19 protein-coding genes are annotated in these 17,954 nt (G+C 71.4%); 11 read left to right on the top strand and 8 right to left on the bottom strand.

What is annotated here, in order from left to right; all coding sequences use genetic code 11:
- Positions 1-148 precede the first annotated feature (148 nt).
- Positions 149-493, bottom strand: coding sequence for a LysR substrate-binding domain-containing protein (locus tag BH708_RS00440; RefSeq protein WP_076805710.1), 345 nt, complete (start codon positions 491-493; stop codon positions 149-151).
- Between the two features lie 2 nt (positions 494-495).
- On the opposite strand from BH708_RS00440, the gene BH708_RS00435 reads away from it, so the two are divergent.
- Positions 496-1,362, top strand: a complete 867-nt coding sequence (locus tag BH708_RS00435; protein ID WP_076805708.1) for an MFS transporter — start codon at positions 496-498, stop codon at positions 1,360-1,362.
- A 17-nt stretch (positions 1,363-1,379) separates the two neighbouring features.
- Positions 1,380-1,799: a hypothetical protein gene (locus BH708_RS00430; protein ID WP_076805705.1), complete on the top strand. Its 420-nt coding sequence runs from the start codon at positions 1,380-1,382 to the stop codon at positions 1,797-1,799.
- A 159-nt stretch (positions 1,800-1,958) separates the two neighbouring features.
- On the opposite strand, the gene BH708_RS00425 is transcribed toward BH708_RS00430, so the two are convergent.
- The gene (locus BH708_RS00425; RefSeq protein ID WP_076805703.1) at positions 1,959-2,432 is read right to left on the bottom strand and encodes a GNAT family N-acetyltransferase; all 474 of its coding nucleotides are present in this window, start codon (positions 2,430-2,432) and stop codon (positions 1,959-1,961) included.
- A 73-nt stretch (positions 2,433-2,505) separates the two neighbouring features.
- On the opposite strand from BH708_RS00425, the gene BH708_RS00420 reads away from it, so the two are divergent.
- From BH708_RS00420 to BH708_RS00405, 4 genes are all read left to right on the top strand, one after another.
- Complete coding sequence (locus BH708_RS00420; protein ID WP_076810608.1) at positions 2,506-3,345, top strand: spermidine synthase; 840 nt, start codon at positions 2,506-2,508, stop codon at positions 3,343-3,345.
- Between the two features lie 133 nt (positions 3,346-3,478).
- Positions 3,479-4,996, top strand: coding sequence for an MmgE/PrpD family protein (locus tag BH708_RS00415; RefSeq protein ID WP_076805700.1), 1,518 nt, complete (start codon positions 3,479-3,481; stop codon positions 4,994-4,996).
- On the top strand, positions 4,996-5,949 hold the full coding sequence (gene prpB, locus BH708_RS00410; RefSeq protein ID WP_076805697.1) for a methylisocitrate lyase: 954 nt from the start codon (positions 4,996-4,998) through the stop codon (positions 5,947-5,949). Before BH708_RS00415 ends, prpB begins: the two co-directional genes overlap by 1 nt.
- Positions 5,946-7,103, top strand: coding sequence for a bifunctional 2-methylcitrate synthase/citrate synthase (locus BH708_RS00405; RefSeq protein ID WP_076805695.1), 1,158 nt, complete (start codon positions 5,946-5,948; stop codon positions 7,101-7,103). The genes prpB and BH708_RS00405 overlap by 4 nt, the downstream gene beginning before the upstream one ends.
- A gap of 27 nt (positions 7,104-7,130) precedes the next feature.
- Here BH708_RS00405 and BH708_RS00400 read toward each other — a convergent pair whose 3' ends face one another.
- Positions 7,131-7,916, bottom strand: a complete 786-nt coding sequence (locus BH708_RS00400) for a FadR/GntR family transcriptional regulator (RefSeq protein ID WP_076805693.1) — start codon at positions 7,914-7,916, stop codon at positions 7,131-7,133.
- A 188-nt stretch (positions 7,917-8,104) separates the two neighbouring features.
- Between BH708_RS00400 and BH708_RS00395 the strand changes: the two genes are divergently transcribed.
- Genes BH708_RS00395 through ilvD form a run of 4 tightly spaced genes read left to right on the top strand, consistent with a single transcriptional unit; the run spans position 8,105 to position 13,560 of the window.
- Positions 8,105-9,793, top strand: a complete 1,689-nt coding sequence (locus BH708_RS00395) for an L-lactate permease (protein WP_076805691.1) — start codon at positions 8,105-8,107, stop codon at positions 9,791-9,793.
- A gap of 60 nt (positions 9,794-9,853) precedes the next feature.
- Positions 9,854-11,110, top strand: coding sequence for an alpha-hydroxy acid oxidase (locus BH708_RS00390; protein ID WP_076805689.1), 1,257 nt, complete (start codon positions 9,854-9,856; stop codon positions 11,108-11,110).
- A gap of 51 nt (positions 11,111-11,161) precedes the next feature.
- Positions 11,162-11,779 carry a DinB family protein gene (locus tag BH708_RS00385; protein ID WP_076805688.1) on the top strand — a complete coding sequence of 206 codons (618 nt, stop codon included), beginning with the start codon at positions 11,162-11,164 and terminating at the stop codon, positions 11,777-11,779.
- A 56-nt stretch (positions 11,780-11,835) separates the two neighbouring features.
- Positions 11,836-13,560, top strand: a complete 1,725-nt coding sequence (ilvD, locus tag BH708_RS00380; protein WP_076805686.1) for a dihydroxy-acid dehydratase — start codon at positions 11,836-11,838, stop codon at positions 13,558-13,560.
- A gap of 86 nt (positions 13,561-13,646) precedes the next feature.
- Here the strand turns inward: ilvD and BH708_RS00375 are convergent, their stop codons facing one another.
- The 4 genes from BH708_RS00375 to BH708_RS00360 are packed head-to-tail and all read right to left on the bottom strand — an operon-like array spanning position 13,647 to position 15,862.
- Entirely contained in the window at positions 13,647-14,204 is a 558-nt protein-coding gene (locus BH708_RS00375; RefSeq protein WP_076805684.1) for an AAA family ATPase, read from the bottom strand.
- 1 nt (position 14,205) lies between these two features.
- Positions 14,206-14,982: a class I SAM-dependent methyltransferase gene (locus tag BH708_RS00370; protein WP_076805682.1), complete on the bottom strand. Its 777-nt coding sequence runs from the start codon at positions 14,980-14,982 to the stop codon at positions 14,206-14,208.
- Between the two features lie 32 nt (positions 14,983-15,014).
- Positions 15,015-15,605 carry a class I SAM-dependent methyltransferase gene (locus BH708_RS00365; protein WP_076805681.1) on the bottom strand — a complete coding sequence of 197 codons (591 nt, stop codon included), beginning with the start codon at positions 15,603-15,605 and terminating at the stop codon, positions 15,015-15,017.
- On the bottom strand, positions 15,602-15,862 hold the full coding sequence (locus BH708_RS00360; RefSeq protein WP_076805677.1) for a hypothetical protein: 261 nt from the start codon (positions 15,860-15,862) through the stop codon (positions 15,602-15,604). The genes BH708_RS00365 and BH708_RS00360 overlap by 4 nt, the downstream gene beginning before the upstream one ends.
- A gap of 52 nt (positions 15,863-15,914) precedes the next feature.
- Between BH708_RS00360 and BH708_RS00355 the strand changes: the two genes are divergently transcribed.
- Positions 15,915-16,688, top strand: a complete 774-nt coding sequence (locus BH708_RS00355; protein ID WP_076805675.1) for a phosphotransferase — start codon at positions 15,915-15,917, stop codon at positions 16,686-16,688.
- 3 nt (positions 16,689-16,691) lie between these two features.
- Here BH708_RS00355 and fmdA read toward each other — a convergent pair whose 3' ends face one another.
- Entirely contained in the window at positions 16,692-17,948 is a 1,257-nt protein-coding gene (gene fmdA / locus BH708_RS00350) for a formamidase (protein ID WP_076805673.1), read from the bottom strand.
- Positions 17,949-17,954: the final 6 nt, after the last annotated feature.

Below are 17,954 nucleotides of genomic sequence, written 5' to 3'. Positions count from 1 at the left end.
GCATCATCCGCACGGGGTATCGGTCGCAGACAGGTCAGGCAGCTCGAGCCCGTGCGCGATGCACCGGAACAGCGAGGCCGCCCCGGCTCCGAGTTCCGTGGCCACGGCCTGGATCGAGGCCTCTGACCCACAGCGGCGCCGAGACCCCTCACCCGGGACGCTCCGCCCCCTCGGGCACGTCGCGCTCGCGCAGACCGCCGAGCTCGAGCGCGGCCGCACCGAGCACGTCCAGCGCATGGCGGATGGTCCTGCGCGATTCGGCGCCGGCCCGCGTCACGGCGGCGATGCGGCGCGTCGGCGCATTCGCTCCCCGCACCGGGATCCGCACCACGGGATGATGATCGGGCCAGCGCGCCAGCCGGGAGACGAGGCAGACCCCGAACCCCGCGGCGACCAGCGCCGTTCCGGTCTCCCATTCGTCGGCGTAATGGGCCGCCGTGGGCGTGAACCCGGCCGCGGCGGGAAGGGGTCGAGAGCACGGAGGAGGTGTCACCCATGTCCACCGCGACGCTGGGACGCAGGGCGAGGATCGGATCGAGGCCGCAGATGGTGATCGGGGCCGCAGGTCTCGCCGCCCTCTCGGCCGCGGCCAACATGGCCAGTCCCCTGTATCCCGTCTACCAGCAGATCCACGGGATGTCCGACTCCCTGATGACCCTCCTGTACGCGACCTTCGCCCTGACGGCGATGCCGGCCCTGCTGCTGTTCGGATCGGCGGCGGACGCCCTGGGGCGTCGCCCGGTGCTCCTCGCCGGCCTGGTGAGCGCCTTCGCCGGCACCGCGCTGTTCGCTCTCGACGGCGCCGGTGTGGGCGGTCTCCTCCTCGGCCGGGTGCTGCTGGGGATCGGCCTCGGGCTCGGCACCGGCGCGGGGATCGCGCTGATGGTGGAGGCCTCCCCCGTCCGTCGGCCCGCCCTGGGTTCGACGCTCGCGACCATCGCCTTCGTCGCCGGCACCGGAGCGGGTCCCGCGATGGCCGGGATCGTGGCCGAGCACTCGGCGTCCCGGACCACGACCCCGTTCCTGGTGATGCTCGCCGTCCTGGCGGCGGTCACCGTGGGCACCGCGCTCCTGCGCGTTCATCGCCCCGCGGTGCGACAGCGGTGGCGGCCGACGTGGCCGACGGTGCCGACCTCGCTGCGCCCCGGCTTCGCCGTGGCCGCGGCGACCGGTTTCCTGGGATGGTCCGCCGTGGGGATCTTCCTCGCACTGGTCCCGTCGATCGCCCGTTCTGCGCTGGAGGACCCGAGCCTGGCGCTGATCGGTCTCCTCGTGGGCTCGGTGCTGTTCGTCTCGGCGCTCAGCCAGCTGATCGCACCGCGCTTCTCCCCCCCCCCCCCGCCGCGCAGACCCTCGGACTGACCGGGCTGGCGATCGGGATGGTGCTGCTGCTCGGTGCGCACCTGCCGACCGTGCCCGACGGCAGCGGCCCGGTGATGATGGCGGTCGCGGCCGTCGCCACGGGGACCGGTCACGGTCTGGGGTACTGGGGTGCGAACCAGGAGGTCGACTCCCAGACCGCGCATGCCGAGCACGCGGGGACGTCCGCCGCTCTGTACCTGGCGTTCTACGCCGGGGCCGGGCTGCCGGCCGTGGCCGTCGGGATCCTGTCCGCCGGATCCTCCATGACCAGCGCCGTGCTGCTGATCAGCCTGGTTCTGGTCCTGACCACGATCGCGTTCCTCCCGGTGCCCGGCATGTTCCGCCCCGCCGCCCCCGCGATCTCGTCCGAGCGCGACAGCACAGCGCCCGCCGACGAGCCACACGAACGCAGCGCGCCCGGCCCCACGGGCCCCTGATTCCGGACGTCCTCCGCCATCGAGCAAGACCTCGTCGTACGGCCATGTCCGCCGACGTGCCCGCGGGAGGCCACTCCGGGCGCCGATGCTGACCGGGTCGGCCGACGGTGCGAGTTCCCCAGGGAACCGCGCACGCGGGATCAGCCGTGGCGGTGCCGCTCACAGCGGCCGCTTGAACCCCACGTGGCTGGGCTCGTAGCCGAGCCGCTCGTAGAAGCGATGAGCATCCGCCCGGGACCGGTCGGTGGTCAGCTGCGCGAGGACCGCCCCGCGCTCGCGGCCCCAGCCGTGCGCCCAGGTCAGCAGGGCGCTGCCCAGCCCCGTCCCGCGCGCCGAGGCGTCGACCCGCACGGCCTCGATCTGCAATCTGGTCGCTCCGCCACGGGACAGTCCCGCCAGCAGGGTGAGCTGCACGGTGGCGGCGATCTGCTCGTCCTCGTCTCGCACGGCGACCAGGAGCTGGTGGGGGTCCGCGTCGATCTGCTCGAACGCCCGGAGGTAGGGCTCCATCGCCCCGTTCTCCCGCCCCCGCCCCAGGACGTCGTCGGCCAGGAGCGCGATGAGTGCCGGGACGTCGACGGCGCGGGCGCGGGCCACGCGGAAGGTGCGGCCGGCGACCTCGAGAGTGTCCATGCACAGGAGTATCCCGTACGCCGCCGGCCCGACCTCCCGACATCGGCTCCGCGCCGTCGGCGACAATGTCTCCATGACCCCTCCCCCCTCCTCCGGCAGAGTCCTCCGCAGCGCACAGCTGCGCCGCTGCGACCAGAGCGCCTCGATCGTGCAGGACGAGGTCGTCGGCGGGTGGGTGCTGCAGATCGGGGGCGTCGAGCAGTCGCATGTGGATCTCGAGGACCCCACGCACATCGTCCATGAGTACCTGCGACGGATGGCGAACGTCCTGGACGAGGTGTGGCCGAGAGGCCGGCCGGTCCGGATCGCGCACCTGGGCGCCGGGGCCCTCACCCTGGCCCGCTACGTGCAGGCGAAACGGCCCGGCTCGGCCCAGCTGGTGATCGAGATCGAACGGGAGCTGCCCACGCTGGTCACCACGGCGCTGCCGCTGCCGGCAGGGACCGATCTCGAGGTGGTGATCGGCGATGCCCGCGAAGAGCTCGCCGCGATGGGCTCCCGACGGTTCGACGCGATCGTGCTCGACGTGTTCTCCGGCGAGTCCTCCCCCGCGCACCTGGCCACCCAGGACTTCTACCGCGAGGCGCTGGGCCACCTGGAGGCGGACGGCCTGCTGCTGACCAACATCGGCGACGACGCCGGGCAGCGTTTCCTCGCCCAGCAGGTCCGCGAGCTGGAGGACGCCGCCGCCGCGGAGGGCCTCACGGGGGTGTGGACGCTGACCCACGCCTCGCTGCTGACCCGCCCGGCCGACGGGAACATGGTGCTGCTGACCGGCGGCGCGCTGTCCTCCCCCGAGGTCGAGTCGTGGCGCGAGGCCTGGAAGCGGGAAGGCCCCCATCCCGCCGCGGTGCTGGACCCGGCCGAGACGCTCGAGGCATTCGAGGAGATCGGTCGGACGCCGTCGCGATGATCGGGGCGCCCTCTCGCACCGGCGGGTCTCCCGTCCCCGATACCCTGGCCGGATACGCGTGATCAACCGATGCGGCCGGGCCGGGCCCACCCGGTGGCGCACCGCGAACGCCTCGTCATCGAAGGAGACCTGCATGAGAGAGCTCGACGTCCGCGTCCACCCGTCCGAGGACGACCTGGCCCGGAAGGACCAGCTCGCCTGGGCGATGGCCGAGGTGGCCGCCGATCCGGTCGCCGTCCAGCCCGCGGTCCAGGAGATGATCATCAACCGGATCATCGACAACGCCTCGGTCGCGGTCGCCTCCCTGAATCGTGCCCCCATCGTCTCCGCCCGCGCCCAAGCGCTCAGCCACCCGGTCTCCACCGGCGGCTCCGGGGCGTCCATCACCGGGATCGGGCAGAAGACCTCCCCCGAATGGGCGGCCTGGGCCAACGGCGTGGCCGTGCGCGAGCTCGACTTCCACGACACCTTCCTGGCGGCCGAGTACTCCCACCCCGGGGACAACATCCCACCGATCCTCGCCGCGGGCGAGCACACCGGGCGATCCGGCCAGGACCTGATCCGCGGCATCGCCACCGGCTACGAGCTGCAGGTCGATCTGGTGCGCGCGATCTCGCTGCACCGGCACAAGATCGACCACGTCGCCCACCTGGGCCCGTCGGCCGCCGCCGGGATCGGCACCCTGCTGGGGCTGGAGGCGGAGACGATCTTCCAGGCCGTCGGGCAGGCGCTGCACACCACCACGGCCACCCGCCAGTCCCGCAAGGGCGAGATCTCCACCTGGAAGGCCCACGCCCCCGCATTCGCCGGGAAGATGGCGATCGAGGCCGTGGACCGGGCGATGCGCGGGCAGACCTCCCCGGTACCGATCTACGAGGGCGAGGACGGTGTGATCGCCTGGCTGCTGGACGGCCCCGACGCCCGCTACACCGTGACGCTGCCGGAGGCCGGCGAGGCGAAGCGTGCGATCCTGGAGACCTACACCAAGGAGCACTCGGCCGAGTACCAGGCCCAGGCGTGGATCGACCTGGCCCGCAAGCTGCACACCGAGCACCCCGAGGCCGCCGATCCCGAGCGGGTCGACTCGATCCTGATCCGCACCTCGCACCACACCCACGTCGTGATCGGCTCCGGCGCGAACGATCCGCAGAAGTACGACCCGACCGCGTCGCGCGAGACGCTGGACCATTCGATCCCCTACATCGTCGCCGTCGCCCTGCAGGACGGCACCTGGCACCACGAGCGCTCCTACGCCCCCGAGCGGGGGGGCCGGGCCGACACCGTGGCGCTGTGGCGCAAGATCACGACCGAGGAGGATCCGGAGTGGACGCGCCGCTACCACTCGCAGGACCTCGCCGAGAAGGCCTTCGGCGGCGCCATCACCATCACCTTGCGCGACGGCACCGTGATCGAGGACGAGATCGCCGTGGCCGATGCCCATCCCCAGGGCGCCCGCCCCTTCGCCCGGCAGCAGTACGAGGACAAGCTCCGCTCGCTCGCCGCGGGACTCGTGGACGAGGTCGAGATCGACCGCTTCCTGGAGACCGCCGCGCATCTCGCCGACCTTCCCGCCGGGGAGCTGGGAGCGCTGAACCTCCGCGCCGCCGCCGGCGTCGTGGACCCGACCGCCGGACCGAAGGGACTGCTGTGATGCTGCACTCCACCCGCGCTGCAGCGCAGAAGCGTCAGGACCTGCGCGCGCTGCTCACCCCCGGTGCCGCCCAGCCCTTCCCGGGCGCCTTCACCCCGCTGTCGGCGAAGCTCATCGAGGAGAAGTCCTTCCCCGGGGTCTACATCTCCGGGGCGGTGATCGCGAACGAGCTGGGGCTGCCCGACGTCGGTCTGACCACCCTCAGCGAGGTCGCCGCCCGCGGCGGGCAGATCGCCCGGGCCACCGATCTGCCGTGCCTGATCGACGCCGATACCGGCTTCGGCGAACCGATGAACGTCGCCCGCACGGTCCAGGAGCTCGAGGACGCCGGCCTGGCCGGCTGCCACATCGAGGACCAGGTCAACCCCAAGCGCTGCGGCCACCTCGACGGCAAGACCATGGTCGATCTGGACACCGCCACCCAGCGGATCCGCGCCGCGGCCGACGGGCGCCGCGACGCGGACTTCCTGGTCATGGCCCGCACCGACCTGCGCGCCACCTCCGGTCTCGACGCCGCGATCGACCGGATGAAGGCCCTGGTCGACGCCGGGGCGGACGCGATCTTTCCCGAGGCGCTCGCGGACCTGGGCGAGTTCGAGCAGGTCTGTGCGGCGCTGGACGTGCCGGTGCTGGCGAACATGACCGAGTTCGGCAAGTCCGAGCTGTTCACCCGGGCCCAGCTCGCCGAGGCGGGCGTGGCGATGGTGATCTACCCGGTCACGCTGCTGCGCAGCGCGATGGGCGCGGCGGAGCGGGTGCTGGAGACGATCCTTTCGGAAGGCACCCAGGGCCCCCGGGTGGATGAGATGCTCACTCGCGCTCGGCTCTACGACCTGGTGGACTACGAGGGCTACGCCCGCTTCGACACCTCGGTCTTCGACTTCGAGGTGCCCGCCGCCCACCGCACCGACACCCCGCCCGGCACCGCCGTCGATCCCAGGAGGGACTCATGACCGAGACCAGCGAGATCCACAAGGGACTGGACGGGGTCGTCGCCGACGTCACCGCCATCTCCAAGGTCAACCCGGAGACCAATTCCCTGCTCTACCGCGGCTACCCGGTGCCCGAGCTCGCCGCCACCCAGCCCTTCGAGGCGGTGGCGCACCTGTTGCTGACCGGCGAGCTCCCGAGCACCCAGGAGCTGGAGACGGCCGTCGCCCAGGAACGCTCCGACCGGGCGCTGGACCCGGCGGTGAAGGCCGCGATGGACTCGCTGCCGATCACCTGCCACCCGATGGACTCGGTGCGCACGGCAGTCTCCGTCCTCGGGGCGCTGGACCCGGCCGCGGAGGACTCCTCCCCGGAGGCCGAGCAGAAGAAGGCCCGGCGCCTGTTCGCCCAGCTGCCCGCGGTGGTCGCCTACGAGCAGCGCCGCCGACGCGCCGGCGGCCCCACCGACCCCGTCGCCCCGCGCGAGGACCTCGACTACTCGCGCAACGTCCTGTGGATGACCTTCGGCGAGGAGGCGGCCGACGAGGTGGCCGAGGCCTTCCGCGTCTCGATGGTGCTGTACGCCGAGCACTCCTTCAACGCCTCCACCTTCACCGCCCGGGTGATCACCTCGACCCAGGCGGACCTGCACTCGGCGGTCACCGGCGCGATCGGTGCGCTGAAGGGCTCCCTGCACGGCGGGGCGAACGAGGCCGTGATGCACACCTTCGACGAGATCGGCATCCGCCCCGAGGAGAGCGAGGACGAGGCGAAGGCGCGCGCGAAGGCCTGGATGGACGACGCCCTGGCCCAGAAGAAGAAGGTGATGGGCTTCGGCCACCGCGTCTACAAGCACGGCGACTCCCGCGTGCCGACCATGAAGAACGCGATGGATGGCATGATCGAGTACTTCGACCGCCCCGAGATCCTGGGCCTGTACAACGGGCTGGAGCAGTCGATGGACGAGGCCAAGGGCATCAAGCCCAACCTGGACTACCCGGCAGGGCCCACCTATCACCTGATGGGCTTCGACACCGAGATGTTCACCCCGCTGTTCATCGCCGCCCGCATCACCGGCTGGAGCGCGCACATCATGGAGCAGCGCGCCGACAACGCCCTGATCCGCCCGCTGTCGCAGTACGACGGGCCCGACGAGCGGCCGGTCCCGGGGGCCTGAGGGTCGCGGAAGGAGGGGCCGCCGGCGCTACACCTCGGGCAGCTCCGGCAGCGCGGCGGTCGCTTCGCGGATGTGCGCGGCGGTCAGCTCCCCGGCTTGCGCGCTCCGTCCCTGCGCGATCGCCTCGAGGATCCCGTGGTGCTGGCTGCGCAGCATGTTCGCCATCGCGTCCCAGTCGGTGACCTGCGTGAAGGCCTCCAGGATGGGTGCGCGCAGGGAGGCGCGGATCGCGCCGGTCATATCGGAGAACAGGGTGTTCCCGCCGGCCTCGGCGATGGCGACGTGGAAGGAGGTGTCGGCGTCGTTGAACTCCTCGCGGCTCACGCCCGGCTCGTCCATGAGGGCCACCAGCCGCTCCAGCTCCGCGACGGTATCGGCGTCGGCCCGCTCGGCCGCCAGCGATGCGCTGGCCTGCTCGAGGATGATGCGCGCCTCGACGACCTCCTGGATGCGGAAGTTCGCCAGGGCGACGTGCAGGCGCAGGAACCTCGCCAGCGCGGCGCTGGGCAGGGAGGCGACGAAGGTGCCGGCTCCGCGGCCGGAGCCGACGTCGGAGCGCAGCACGCCGTGGCCCTCCAGGACCCGGATCGCCTCGCGCACCCCGGCGCGACTGACGTTCAAGCGCGAGGCGAGCTCGCGCTCCGGGGGCAGGAGGTCGCCGACGACGAGCGCGCCGGTCATGATCTGGTCCTCGATCGCCTCGATGACCAGCTCATGCGTGCTGGCGCGCGTCACCGGGCGCCAGGTCGCGTCCGCCCCGGGAGACCGCCTCCCCTGCGGTCCGACCTCTTCGCTGTCCGTGTTGTCGACCATCGTCCCGTTCTAGCACAGCGGGCCCCGTCGATCGACAGAGTTTTGCCCTCGCCGTCCCGACCCCCTACTATCGGCTCTGTGGTCAGACCACTACACGGTCTTCCATCCCTGTCCTCACCGACTCACGAGGCACGACATCGACGGCGATGCAGTGCACGCACCGCAGCTGATGTGTGTCGGAGGTCCCTATGTACACCCCTGAACTCGCACCGCTGGCCGGCAGCCTGCTGTGGTCCTCGCTCGTCGCCCTCCTGCCCCTGGTGACCATCTTCGTCACCCTGGGCGTGCTGCGCTGGAAGGCGCACTGGGCGGGCCTGGCCGCCCTGGCCGTGGCGATGCTGGTCGCCGCGCTCGCCTACGGCATGCCGGTGGGTCTCGTCGGCCTCTCGGCCACCGAAGGTCTTGCCTTCGGCCTGTTCCCGATCATGTGGATCGTGCTGAACGCGATCTGGCTGTACGAGCTCACCGTCCGCAGCGGCCGCTTCGAGGACCTGCGCCGGGTGATCGACCGGATCTCGGACGACCCGCGCGTGCAGGCGATCATCATCGCCTTCTGCTTCGGCGGCCTGCTCGAGGCCCTCGCCGGTTTCGGGGCACCGGTGGCGATCACCGGTGTGATGCTGATGGCCATCGGCTTCACCGCGATGCGCGCGGCGACCGTCGTGCTGATCGCCAACACCGCGCCCGTGGCCTTCGGGGCCATCGCCATCCCGATCATCACCGCCGGCAACCTCACGGGGATCCCCTACGAGCACATCGGCGCCATCATCGGGCACCAGACGCCCTTCCTCGCTGCGATCGTCCCGCTGTTCCTGGTCTTCCTGGTCGACGGCAAGCGCGGCGTGAAGCAGCTGTGGCCGCTGGCCCTCGTGGTCGGCGTCGTCTTCGGGATCAGCCAGTTCGTCTCCTCGAACGTCATCTCCGTCGAGCTCACCGACATCATCGCCTCGCTGGCCGGCCTCGCCGCCGCCGTCATCATGCTGCAGTTCTGGAAGCCCGTCGGCGGCCAGGACGCCCTGGAGAACATGGGCCGCGAGCGCGCGCGGGAGAGCACCGGGACGACGGACTCCTCCGCGCAGGACGCCGGGGCCGTCGCCACGCCGCCGCGCACCGCGGTGCGCCTCACCTCCGGTCGGGTGTTCATGGCGCTGTTCCCCTACCTGCTGGTGATCGTGATCTTCTCGGCCTCCAAGCTGGTGCCGGTGCTGAGCTCGTTCCTCGCCGCGACCGACGTCAAGGTCCCCTGGCCCGGGCTCGACGGCAAGGTCTTCACCGCCGAGGGCGAGCTCGCCGGCAGCACCGTCTACTCCTTCCAGTGGCTCTCCTCCCCCGGCACCCTGCTGCTGATCACCGGCATCGTCGTCGCGATCGTGTACCGGATGTCGCTGCGGGACGCGGCGAGCGTCTACCTCACCCAGCTCGTCAAGCTCCGCTACTCGATCCTCACCGTCGCCGCGGTCCTGGCCCTGGCCTACGTCATGAACCTGTCGGGGCAGACCATCACCATCGGCACCTGGATCGCCGGCACCGGCGCGGCCTTCGCCTTCCTCTCCCCCATCCTCGGGTGGCTGGGCACGGCCGTGACCGGCTCCGACACCAGTGCGAACGCCCTGTTCGCGACCCTGCAGCAGACCGCGGGCGAAGAGGCCGGACTGAACCCCGCCCTGTTGGTCGCGGCGAACACCTCCGGCGGTGTGGTCGGCAAGATGATCAGCCCGCAGAACCTCACCATCGCGGCCACCGCCGTGGGACTGCTCGGCCAGGAGTCGGCCATCTTCCGCAAGGTGATCTGGTGGAGCCTCGGCATGCTCGCGGCGCTGTGCCTCCTCGTCGGCCTGCAGTCCACCGTGCTGTCCTGGATGATCCCCACGCTCTGACCCGAGCGCCCACTCCGCCCGCCCACGATCCATCACGTCCTCACCACGAAGGAGATTTCCATGGTCACGAGACAGATCCCCCGGCCCGCCGAGCTCCTGGAGCTCATGAAGTTCAAGAAGATCGACCTCGATCCGAAGCGTCGTCGTCTCTCCGCGGCGCTGACCATCGAGGACCTGCGGTCGATCGCGAAGCACCGCACCCCGGCGGCCGCCTTCGACTACACCGACGGCGCCGCCGAGCGCGAGATCTCGATGGACCGCTCGCTCCAGGCCTTCGAGGACATCGAGTTCCACCCCTCGATCCTGCACGACGTCTCGCACGTGGACACCACCACGCAGATCCTCGGCGGCAGCTCCGCCCAGCCCTTCGGCATCGCCCCCACCGGCTTCACCCGGCTGATGCAGACCGAGGGCGAGACCGCGGGCGCCGGAGCCGCGGGGGCCGCCGGGATCCCCTTCACCCTCTCGACGCTCGGCACCACCTCGATCGAGGACGTGAAGGCCGCGAACCCACTGGGCCGCAACTGGTTCCAGCTCTACGTCATGAATGAGCGGGAGACCTCCTACGGGCTCGTCGAGCGTGCGGCGCAGGCCGGCTACGACACGCTGTTCTTCACCGTGGACACCCCCGTGGCCGGGGCCCGCCTGCGCGACACCCGCAACGGCTTCTCGATCCCGCCGCAGCTGAGCCTGTCCACCGTGCTCGACGCCATCCCGCGGCCCTGGTGGTGGTGGGACTTCCTGACCACCGCCAAGCTCGAGTTCGCCTCGCTCAGCGAGACCGGCGGTACGGTCGGCGAGCTGCTGAACTCCGCGATGGATCCCAGCATCGACTTCGACGACCTCGCGCAGATCCGGACGATGTGGCCGGGGAAGTTCGCGGTCAAGGGCGTCCAGACCGTCGAGGACGCGAAGAAGCTCGCCGACCTCGGGGTCGACGCGATCGTGCTGTCCAATCACGGCGGGCGCCAGCTCGACCGCGCCCCTGTGCCCTTCCAACTGCTGCCCGAGGTCGCCCGCGAGGTCGGCGACGATGTCGAGATCATCCTCGATACCGGTATCCGTAGCGGTGCCGACATCGTCGCAGCGATGGCCCTGGGCGCCGACTTCACCCTGATCGGCCGGGCTTACCTCTACGGCCTGATGGCCGGCGGCCGCGAGGGGGTGGACCGGACGATCGAGATCCTCTCAGACGAGGTGGAGCGGACCATGAAGCTGCTGCAGGTCCCGACCCTGAAGGATCTCACGCCGGAGCACGTCACCCAGCTCAGCCGCTTCACACGCCTCGACCGGGAGGACCCCGCGCACCGGCGCTGAACGGCGGGAAATCGCTCGCGGATCACCCCGGCGCGTCGCTACGCTCACGAGATGAGCGACGACGACGCCGAACGGACGACTCTGCACCGCTACCTGCAGGACCAGCGGGAGGTGATGCTGTTCAAGCTCGACGGGCTGGACGAGCGACAGCTGCGATGGCCCGCCACGCCGACCGGCACATCGTTGCTGGGGCTGGTCAAACACCTGACCTGGACCGAGCTGGGCTACCTCGGCGAGTGCCTCGACCGTCCCCTGGACCACCCGTGGCCCTGGGAAGCCGCCGGGGCCGCGCCGGACTCCGCCTCGGACCCTGATCCTGAGGGGGCGCTCGAGGACCAATGGGTCCGCGCCGACGAATCGCCCGAGGACATCGTGGACGGCTACCGACGGGCCTGGGCGCACGGCGATGCCGCGATCTTCTCGCTGCCGCTGTCGACCACGGGAGAGGTCTCCTGGTGGTCCGAGGAGCGGCGCCGACCCACGCTGCACACCCTCCTGATCCACCTCGTCGCGGAGACGGCCCGACACGCGGGGCACGCCGACATCATCCGCGAAGGGCTCGACGGCTCCACCGGGATGAGAGCAGGCACCAGCAACCTCCCGCCGCTGACCCAGCAGCAGTGGGCGGAGCACCGCGATCGCCTGCGCGCGATCGCCGAGGGAGCCTGAGTCCCCTGCGCGCGCGTCCCTTCCCCGCACTCGAGCTCGAGGACTAGGGTCGGGCCATGGCCACCGACGACGCTCCTCCCCCCGCTTCCGGACCCGACATCAAGCCCCGCAGCCGTCAGGTCACGGACGGCCTCGCGGCCACCGCCTCCCGCGGCATGCTGCGCGCGGTGGGCATGGGCGACGGCGACTGGGGCAAGCCCCAGATCGGGATCGCCAGCTCGTGGAACGAGATCACCCCGTGCAACCTCTCGCTGGACCGGCTTGCCCAGGCGGCCAAGGACGGCGTCCACTCCGGCGGCGGCTACCCGTTGCAGTTCGGGACGATCTCGGTCTCCGACGGCATCTCGATGGGCCATGACGGCATGCACTACTCGCTGGTCTCCCGCGACGTGATCGCCGACAGCGTCGAGACCGTCATGCAGGCCGAGCGGCTGGACGGCTCGGTGCTGCTGGCCGGCTGCGACAAGTCCCTGCCGGGCATGCTGATGGCCGCCGCCCGCCTGGACCTGGCCAGTGTGTTCGTCTATGCCGGCACGATCATGCCGGGCCGGGTGAGCCTGACCGACGGCACGGAGAAGGACGTCACGCTCATCGACGGCTTCGAGGCCGTCGGCGCCTGCGCCCGCGGGCTGATGAGCCGCGAGGACGTCGGGCGCATCGAGCGCTCCATCTGTCCGGGCGAGGGCGCCTGCGGCGGCTACTTCACGGCCAACACCATGTCGACCGTCGCGGAGGCCATGGGGATGTCGGTCCCGGGATCGGCCACTCCCCCGTCGGCCGACCGCCGCCGCGACGCCGATGCCCGCCGGGCCGGCGAGGAGGTGGTCGGGATGCTGCGCCGCGGCCACACCACCGGAGACATCATGACCAAGGCGGCCTTCGAGAACGCGATCGCCGTCGTCCAGGCCTTCGGCGGCTCCACCAACGCCGTCCTCCACCTGCTGGCCATCGCCCACGAAGCCGGCGTCGACCTCACCCTCGACGACTTCGCGCGCATCGGCGCGAAGGTCCCCCACCTCGCCGATCTCAAGCCCTACGGCCGGTACGTCATGAACGACGTCGACCACGTCGGCGGCATCCAGGTGGTCATGAAGACGCTGCTGGACGAGGGTTTGCTGGACGGGGACTGCCTGACCGTCACCGGACGCACCGTCGCCGAGAACCTCGAGGTCCTCGCGCCGCGTCCGGCCGACGGGTCGGTGCTGCGGCCGGCCACGGCGCCGATCGCGCCGACCGGCGGGATCTCGATCCTGCGCGGGTCGCTGGCCCCCGAGGGCGCGGTGGTGAAGTCCGCGGGCTTCGAGGAGGACGTCTTCGAGGGCACCGCGCGCGTGTTCGAGCGCGAGCAGCAGGCGATGGATGCGCTGAACGACGGCACGATCGACCATGGCGACGTGGTCGTGATCCGCTACGAGGGGCCCAAGGGCGGGCCCGGCATGCGCGAGATGCTCTCCATCACCGGCGCGATCAAGGGCGCGGGACTGGGCAAGGACGTGCTGCTGATGACCGACGGGCGTTTCTCCGGCGGCACCACCGGGCTGTGCGTCGGCCACATCGCCCCCGAGGCGGTCGACGGCGGGCCGATCGCCTTCGTGCGCGACGGCGACCGAATCCGGCTGGACGTGAGCTCCGGCGCCCTGGACCTGCTGGTCGACGAGGAGGAGCTGGCCTCCCGCCGCGAGGGCTGGACCCCGCTGCCCCCGAAGTTCACCAAGGGCGTGCTGGGCAAGTACGTCACGCTCGTGAAGTCGGCCTCCCGCGGCGCGATCCTCGGGGACTGATTCCGCGGCGTGCACAGCAGGCAGGTCACCAGGGTGACCTGCTCTCCCGAGCAGGTGAGCCCCGGTGCCGGCCGGCACCGTCGAGCTCAGTCGGATCCGAGCAGCGCCTCCACCAACGCGAGCGTCTGCTCCCGGCTCCCCGCCGCGTCGATCCGCAGCGCCCGCGGGCGCTGCGCGAGCACCCGTTCGATCGAGGCGACCAGCTGCGGGGCGTCGTCGGGGTCGACGAACCGGTCGTTGGCCGCCTGCTCGGCCCGGTCGGGCGCTGCGAGTCGTCCGCGGAGACGGCGGGCGAGGCTCCGCTCGTCGAGCATCAGCGCCGCCTCGACGAACCTCGCCCCGCAGTCCGCGGCGAGCCGCTCGAGCTCCTCGAGGAACGGGGTGCGCGCCAGATACTGTCCGACGACGACGTCATGCCCGTCGGCGAGGTGCTGCCGGATCAGCACCACGGCGAGCCGACGAGCCTGCAGACCGGACGCGTTCAGGTCCTGGTCCCATGCGCCGAGGGAGTGCTTGATCGTGTCGATGTCCAGCGCCAGCGCGAGAGGACGCTCAGCTGCGAGCAGCGCGGCCAGCGTGGATTTCCCGCTGCCGGGGGCGCCGTTCAGCAGCATCAGGGTCGGGGCGGACGACCGCCGGTCCATCTCAGGGCTCCGAGACGACGAGGACGAGCGAGCCCTCGTACTGCGACCGGGTGCGCAGCTCGCCGTGCTTCGCATCCCAGGTGCCCTCGAGGAGATCCATCGTGAGCTGCTCGGTGAAGCGGGTGATGACCGCGGGGGCCACGAGGCTCCACGCCGAGCAGGCACGCTGCGCCTCCGCCTCGAGCAGACGCTCCGGCCGACCGAAATAGGCCTCGGTGAATCCGTCGGTGCAGGCCTGCGGGATCGCCAACGCACGGCTCGAGAACCGCCCGCCGAGACCGTCGGCGAGGATTTCGAGCGAGGGGTAGCGTCTCGCCTCGGTGGCGAGCACCTCGGGCGCGTACTCGCGCAGCCAGAACTCCTCGACCCGTGTCGGGTCGCAGGTCAGGATCACGACGGGGCCACGGGTCACCCGACGCATCTCCCGCAGCCCGGCGCCGACGTCCCGCCATTGGTGGACGCTGAACGTGCTCATCGAGGCGTCGAAGGAGTCGTCGGCGAAGGGGAGCTGCTCCGCGGTGGCGTCGATAGCGCGGGCCGGGTGCTCCCGGCGCTGTGCGCGCATGAAGGCCGACGGCTCGACCGCAGTCACCTGTCTGTCGGCGGGTTCGTAGGATCCGGCGCCAGCACCCACGTTCAGCACCGTGTGCGCCTCGCCCAGAGCATCCGTGATCGCCGCGGCGATGCGCGGGTCCGGCTGCCGGTACCCCGCATAGGAAGCGCCGATCGCGCCGTAGTCCGCATCGCCGGCGCTGCCGTCCGTCGCTCTGGTGCCCATACCCTTCACAGTAGCCACCCGTGCCCCGGGCGTCAGCGGCGGGACGCGGTGATCGCGGCTTGGGGTCGCGAGCCCAGGTCATGACGCCGCTCGAGGTCCAGGATCGTGAATCCGGCGCTCTCGAGCAGCGCTCCCATCCGCGGTGCCGGCCAGAACTGCGCAGGGGCCACGGCATGGCCGAAGGACTCCTGCCGCGGCCCGTCGAAGAACCCGAGCAGGAGCTGCCCCGTCGGACGAAGCGCGCGATGCAGCGTCATGAGCACGTCGGGAACCACCTCGGGCGGCAGATGGATCAGCGAGTACCAGGCCAGGATTCCGCCCCAGGAGCCCGCCCGGTCGTGCAGATCTGCGAACGATCCGACGCTGTACGCGATCCCGGGATGGGCGCGACGGGCGATCTCGACGAACTCCGGGACCGGATCGATCCCGTGCACCTCGTGCCCGAGAGACGCCACGTGCGCCGTCCAGTGCCCGGGCCCGCAGCCCGCGTCCACAATCGGACCGTCGACGCCCGACGCCCACGCCTCGATGCACCTCCTGTCCGGCGGGGCCATCACCTCGATCGATCCGAGCACGTCGGCGTACTCCTGCGCGCGGGCACCGTAGGCGTCCAGTGCGGTCATCCTTGCTCCCAGAGCCCTGCGACCTGTTCCCAGAGGATCTCCGCGCTGCGATCGGGCGTCGTCCCATCCGGGGTCTTCACGAGACGCTCCGGCGGCAGGATGGATCGCAGCACCGCAGCATCGGCGGCGGCGTCGGCGACGACGGCGTGTCCGCGCACGATCTCGACGAGGTGCGGCAGCACAGTGGATTTCCCCGTCCCTGGCGGCGCCGCGATGCGGATCAGCCCGGGAGAGCTCGGGATGGGGTGCGACGTCATCGGTCGTGTCCTTCTGGCCTGTCCATGAGATCCGTGGTCCTACAGTAGTCCGATGACCGAGCACTGCGAGCAGCCGCTCGAGGGCGGCAACGCCACCGAGGGCGTGGTGCGCCTCGGCGACACCGTGCGCAAACCCTGGGGGCCGACGACGCTCGCCGTCCACGAGCTGATGCGCACGGTCGCCGCGGCGGGGGTCGACGTGCCCGAGCCGCTTGGCCGGGACGAGCGCGGGCGCCAGATCCTCGAGTTCGTGCCGGGACCGCTCGCCCTGCGCTGCCCTCCCCTGTCGCTCGCCGAGCTCGGGCGGGTCGGGCGGCTGATCCGCGCGATCCACGATGCCTGCGAGGGCTTCATCCCGTCGGCCCCGGCCCCCTGGGAGCCCTTGCTCCCGGCGCCGGGCGGGGAGGCGGATCTCGTCTGCCACGGGGACCTCACCCCATGGAACCTGCTCCTCGGCGAGCGCTGGGTGTTCATCGACTGGGACGAGGCGTCCCCGAGCACCCGGCTGTGGGACCTCGCCTACTCGGCGCAGGCCTTCACCCTGAACGACGCGTCCGCCGATCCGGAGGAGTCCGCGGCACGCCTCGCGGCGCTGGTGGACGGGTACGGGGCCGACGCCGCGCTGCGCGCCCGGCTCCCCCGCGCGATGGTCGAGCGCACCGAGGCGATGCACGAGCTGCTGCGGACCTCGCACGCCACCGGCCGCGAGCCGTGGGGGTCGATGTTCGTCCAGGGCCATGGTGAGCACTGGCGCCGGGCGGCGGATCACGTCGCCACGCACGAGGCGCTGTGGGCCCGGGTGCTGAACGGTTCCACCGCTGAGTAGCGCTCACCCCACGCTCGCGCGCGGCGCCCCGATCCCCGGATCGATCTGCGGCACCTCGCCGGAGCCCGGCCGGATGTCGATGTCGAAGATGTCCAGCGGCAGGTACACCGTCGCGCAGGCGTTGGGGATGTCCACCACGCCGGAGAACCTGCCCTCGATCGGGGCGGCGCCGAGCAGCAGGTAGGCCTGCTCCTTCGACCAGCCGAACGTCGACAGGTACTCGATCGCGTGCAGGCAGGCCCGCTGGTAGGCGAGGTGCGAGTCGAGGTAGCGCTGCTCGCCGTCGAGGGTGACCGAGGTGCCGGAGAACGAGAGCCACCGGCTGTGCTGCGGCGGCGTGGTGCCGGGCATGAAGATCGCGTTCTCGCTGACGCCGTACTTCTCCATGCCGCCGGGGATGACGTCGACGTGGAGATCGAGGAAGCCGCCCATCTCGATGCCGCCGCAGAAGGTGATCTCACCGTCGCCCTGGGAGAAGTGCAGGTCCCCGACGGAGAAGTTCGCGCCGTCGACGAACACGGGATAGAAGATCCGGGTGCCCCTGGTGAGGTTCTTGATGTCCTGGTTGCCGCCGTTCTCGCGCGGCGGGGCCGTGCGGGCGCCCTCCCCGGCCACCCGGGCACGGTCCCCCTCGGACACCCCGCCGAGGATCGCCCCATCGGGCTCGGGCGGCAGGGCGAGCGCGGGCACGCGCTGAGGATCGGTGGCGATCAGCGCGGCCTCGCGGTCGTTCCACCGCTTCAGCAGCTCGGGCGAGGGCGCGGTGCCCATCAGGCCCGGGTGGATCATGCCGGTGAACTCCACCCCGGGGACGTGCCGGGAGGTGGCGCGCTCGCCGTGGAAGTCCCACACCGCCTTGTAGGCGTCGGGGAACTCGTCGGTCAGGAAGCTGCCGCCGTTGCGCTTGGCGAAGATGCCGGTGTAGCCCCAGCCCTGTCCGGCCAGCGGCCCGGAGTCCTCCTGGGGGATGGGTCCGACGTCGAGGATGTCGACGATCAGCAGATCCCCGGGCTTCGCCCCCTCGATGCGGAACGGCCCGGAGAGGGTGTGCACCGTGTGCAGGGGCGCGGTCGCGATGTCCTCGGCGGAGTCGTCGTCCTTGATGTAGCCGTCGAACCACTCGCGGCAGTCCACGCGGAAGGTGTCCCCCGGTCGCACGCTCACCGCGGGCGGGATGTCGGGGTGCCACCTGTTGTGCCCCAGGATCTTCTGCTCGGTGAAGGGGGTGGTGGAATCCAGCGGGAAGACGTTCTCGGGCATGATCTC

The sequence above is a fragment of the Brachybacterium sp. P6-10-X1 genome, assembly GCF_001969445.1.
Taxonomy (GTDB): domain Bacteria; phylum Actinomycetota; class Actinomycetes; order Actinomycetales; family Dermabacteraceae; genus Brachybacterium.
This window is presented reverse-complemented; position numbering and strand designations above follow the sequence as displayed.

Coding starts and splice junctions, on each gene's coding strand:
- BH708_RS00435 (WP_076805708.1), top strand. CDS start 496: ATGTCCACCGCGACGCTGGGACGCAGGGCGAGGATCGGATCGAGGCCG.
- BH708_RS00430 (WP_076805705.1), top strand. CDS start 1,380: ATGGTGCTGCTGCTCGGTGCGCACCTGCCGACCGTGCCCGACGGCAGC.
- BH708_RS00425 (WP_076805703.1), bottom strand. CDS start 2,432: ATGGACACTCTCGAGGTCGCCGGCCGCACCTTCCGCGTGGCCCGCGCC.
- BH708_RS00420 (WP_076810608.1), top strand. CDS start 2,506: ATGACCCCTCCCCCCTCCTCCGGCAGAGTCCTCCGCAGCGCACAGCTG.
- BH708_RS00415 (WP_076805700.1), top strand. CDS start 3,479: ATGAGAGAGCTCGACGTCCGCGTCCACCCGTCCGAGGACGACCTGGCC.
- prpB (WP_076805697.1), top strand. CDS start 4,996: ATGCTGCACTCCACCCGCGCTGCAGCGCAGAAGCGTCAGGACCTGCGC.
- BH708_RS00405 (WP_076805695.1), top strand. CDS start 5,946: ATGACCGAGACCAGCGAGATCCACAAGGGACTGGACGGGGTCGTCGCC.
- BH708_RS00400 (WP_076805693.1), bottom strand. CDS start 7,916: ATGGTCGACAACACGGACAGCGAAGAGGTCGGACCGCAGGGGAGGCGG.
- BH708_RS00395 (WP_076805691.1), top strand. CDS start 8,105: ATGTACACCCCTGAACTCGCACCGCTGGCCGGCAGCCTGCTGTGGTCC.
- BH708_RS00390 (WP_076805689.1), top strand. CDS start 9,854: ATGGTCACGAGACAGATCCCCCGGCCCGCCGAGCTCCTGGAGCTCATG.
- BH708_RS00385 (WP_076805688.1), top strand. CDS start 11,162: ATGAGCGACGACGACGCCGAACGGACGACTCTGCACCGCTACCTGCAG.
- ilvD (WP_076805686.1), top strand. CDS start 11,836: ATGGCCACCGACGACGCTCCTCCCCCCGCTTCCGGACCCGACATCAAG.
- BH708_RS00375 (WP_076805684.1), bottom strand. CDS start 14,204: ATGGACCGGCGGTCGTCCGCCCCGACCCTGATGCTGCTGAACGGCGCC.
- BH708_RS00370 (WP_076805682.1), bottom strand. CDS start 14,982: ATGGGCACCAGAGCGACGGACGGCAGCGCCGGCGATGCGGACTACGGC.
- BH708_RS00365 (WP_076805681.1), bottom strand. CDS start 15,605: ATGACCGCACTGGACGCCTACGGTGCCCGCGCGCAGGAGTACGCCGAC.
- BH708_RS00360 (WP_076805677.1), bottom strand. CDS start 15,862: ATGACGTCGCACCCCATCCCGAGCTCTCCCGGGCTGATCCGCATCGCG.
- BH708_RS00355 (WP_076805675.1), top strand. CDS start 15,915: ATGACCGAGCACTGCGAGCAGCCGCTCGAGGGCGGCAACGCCACCGAG.
- fmdA (WP_076805673.1), bottom strand. CDS start 17,948: ATGCCCGAGAACGTCTTCCCGCTGGATTCCACCACCCCCTTCACCGAG.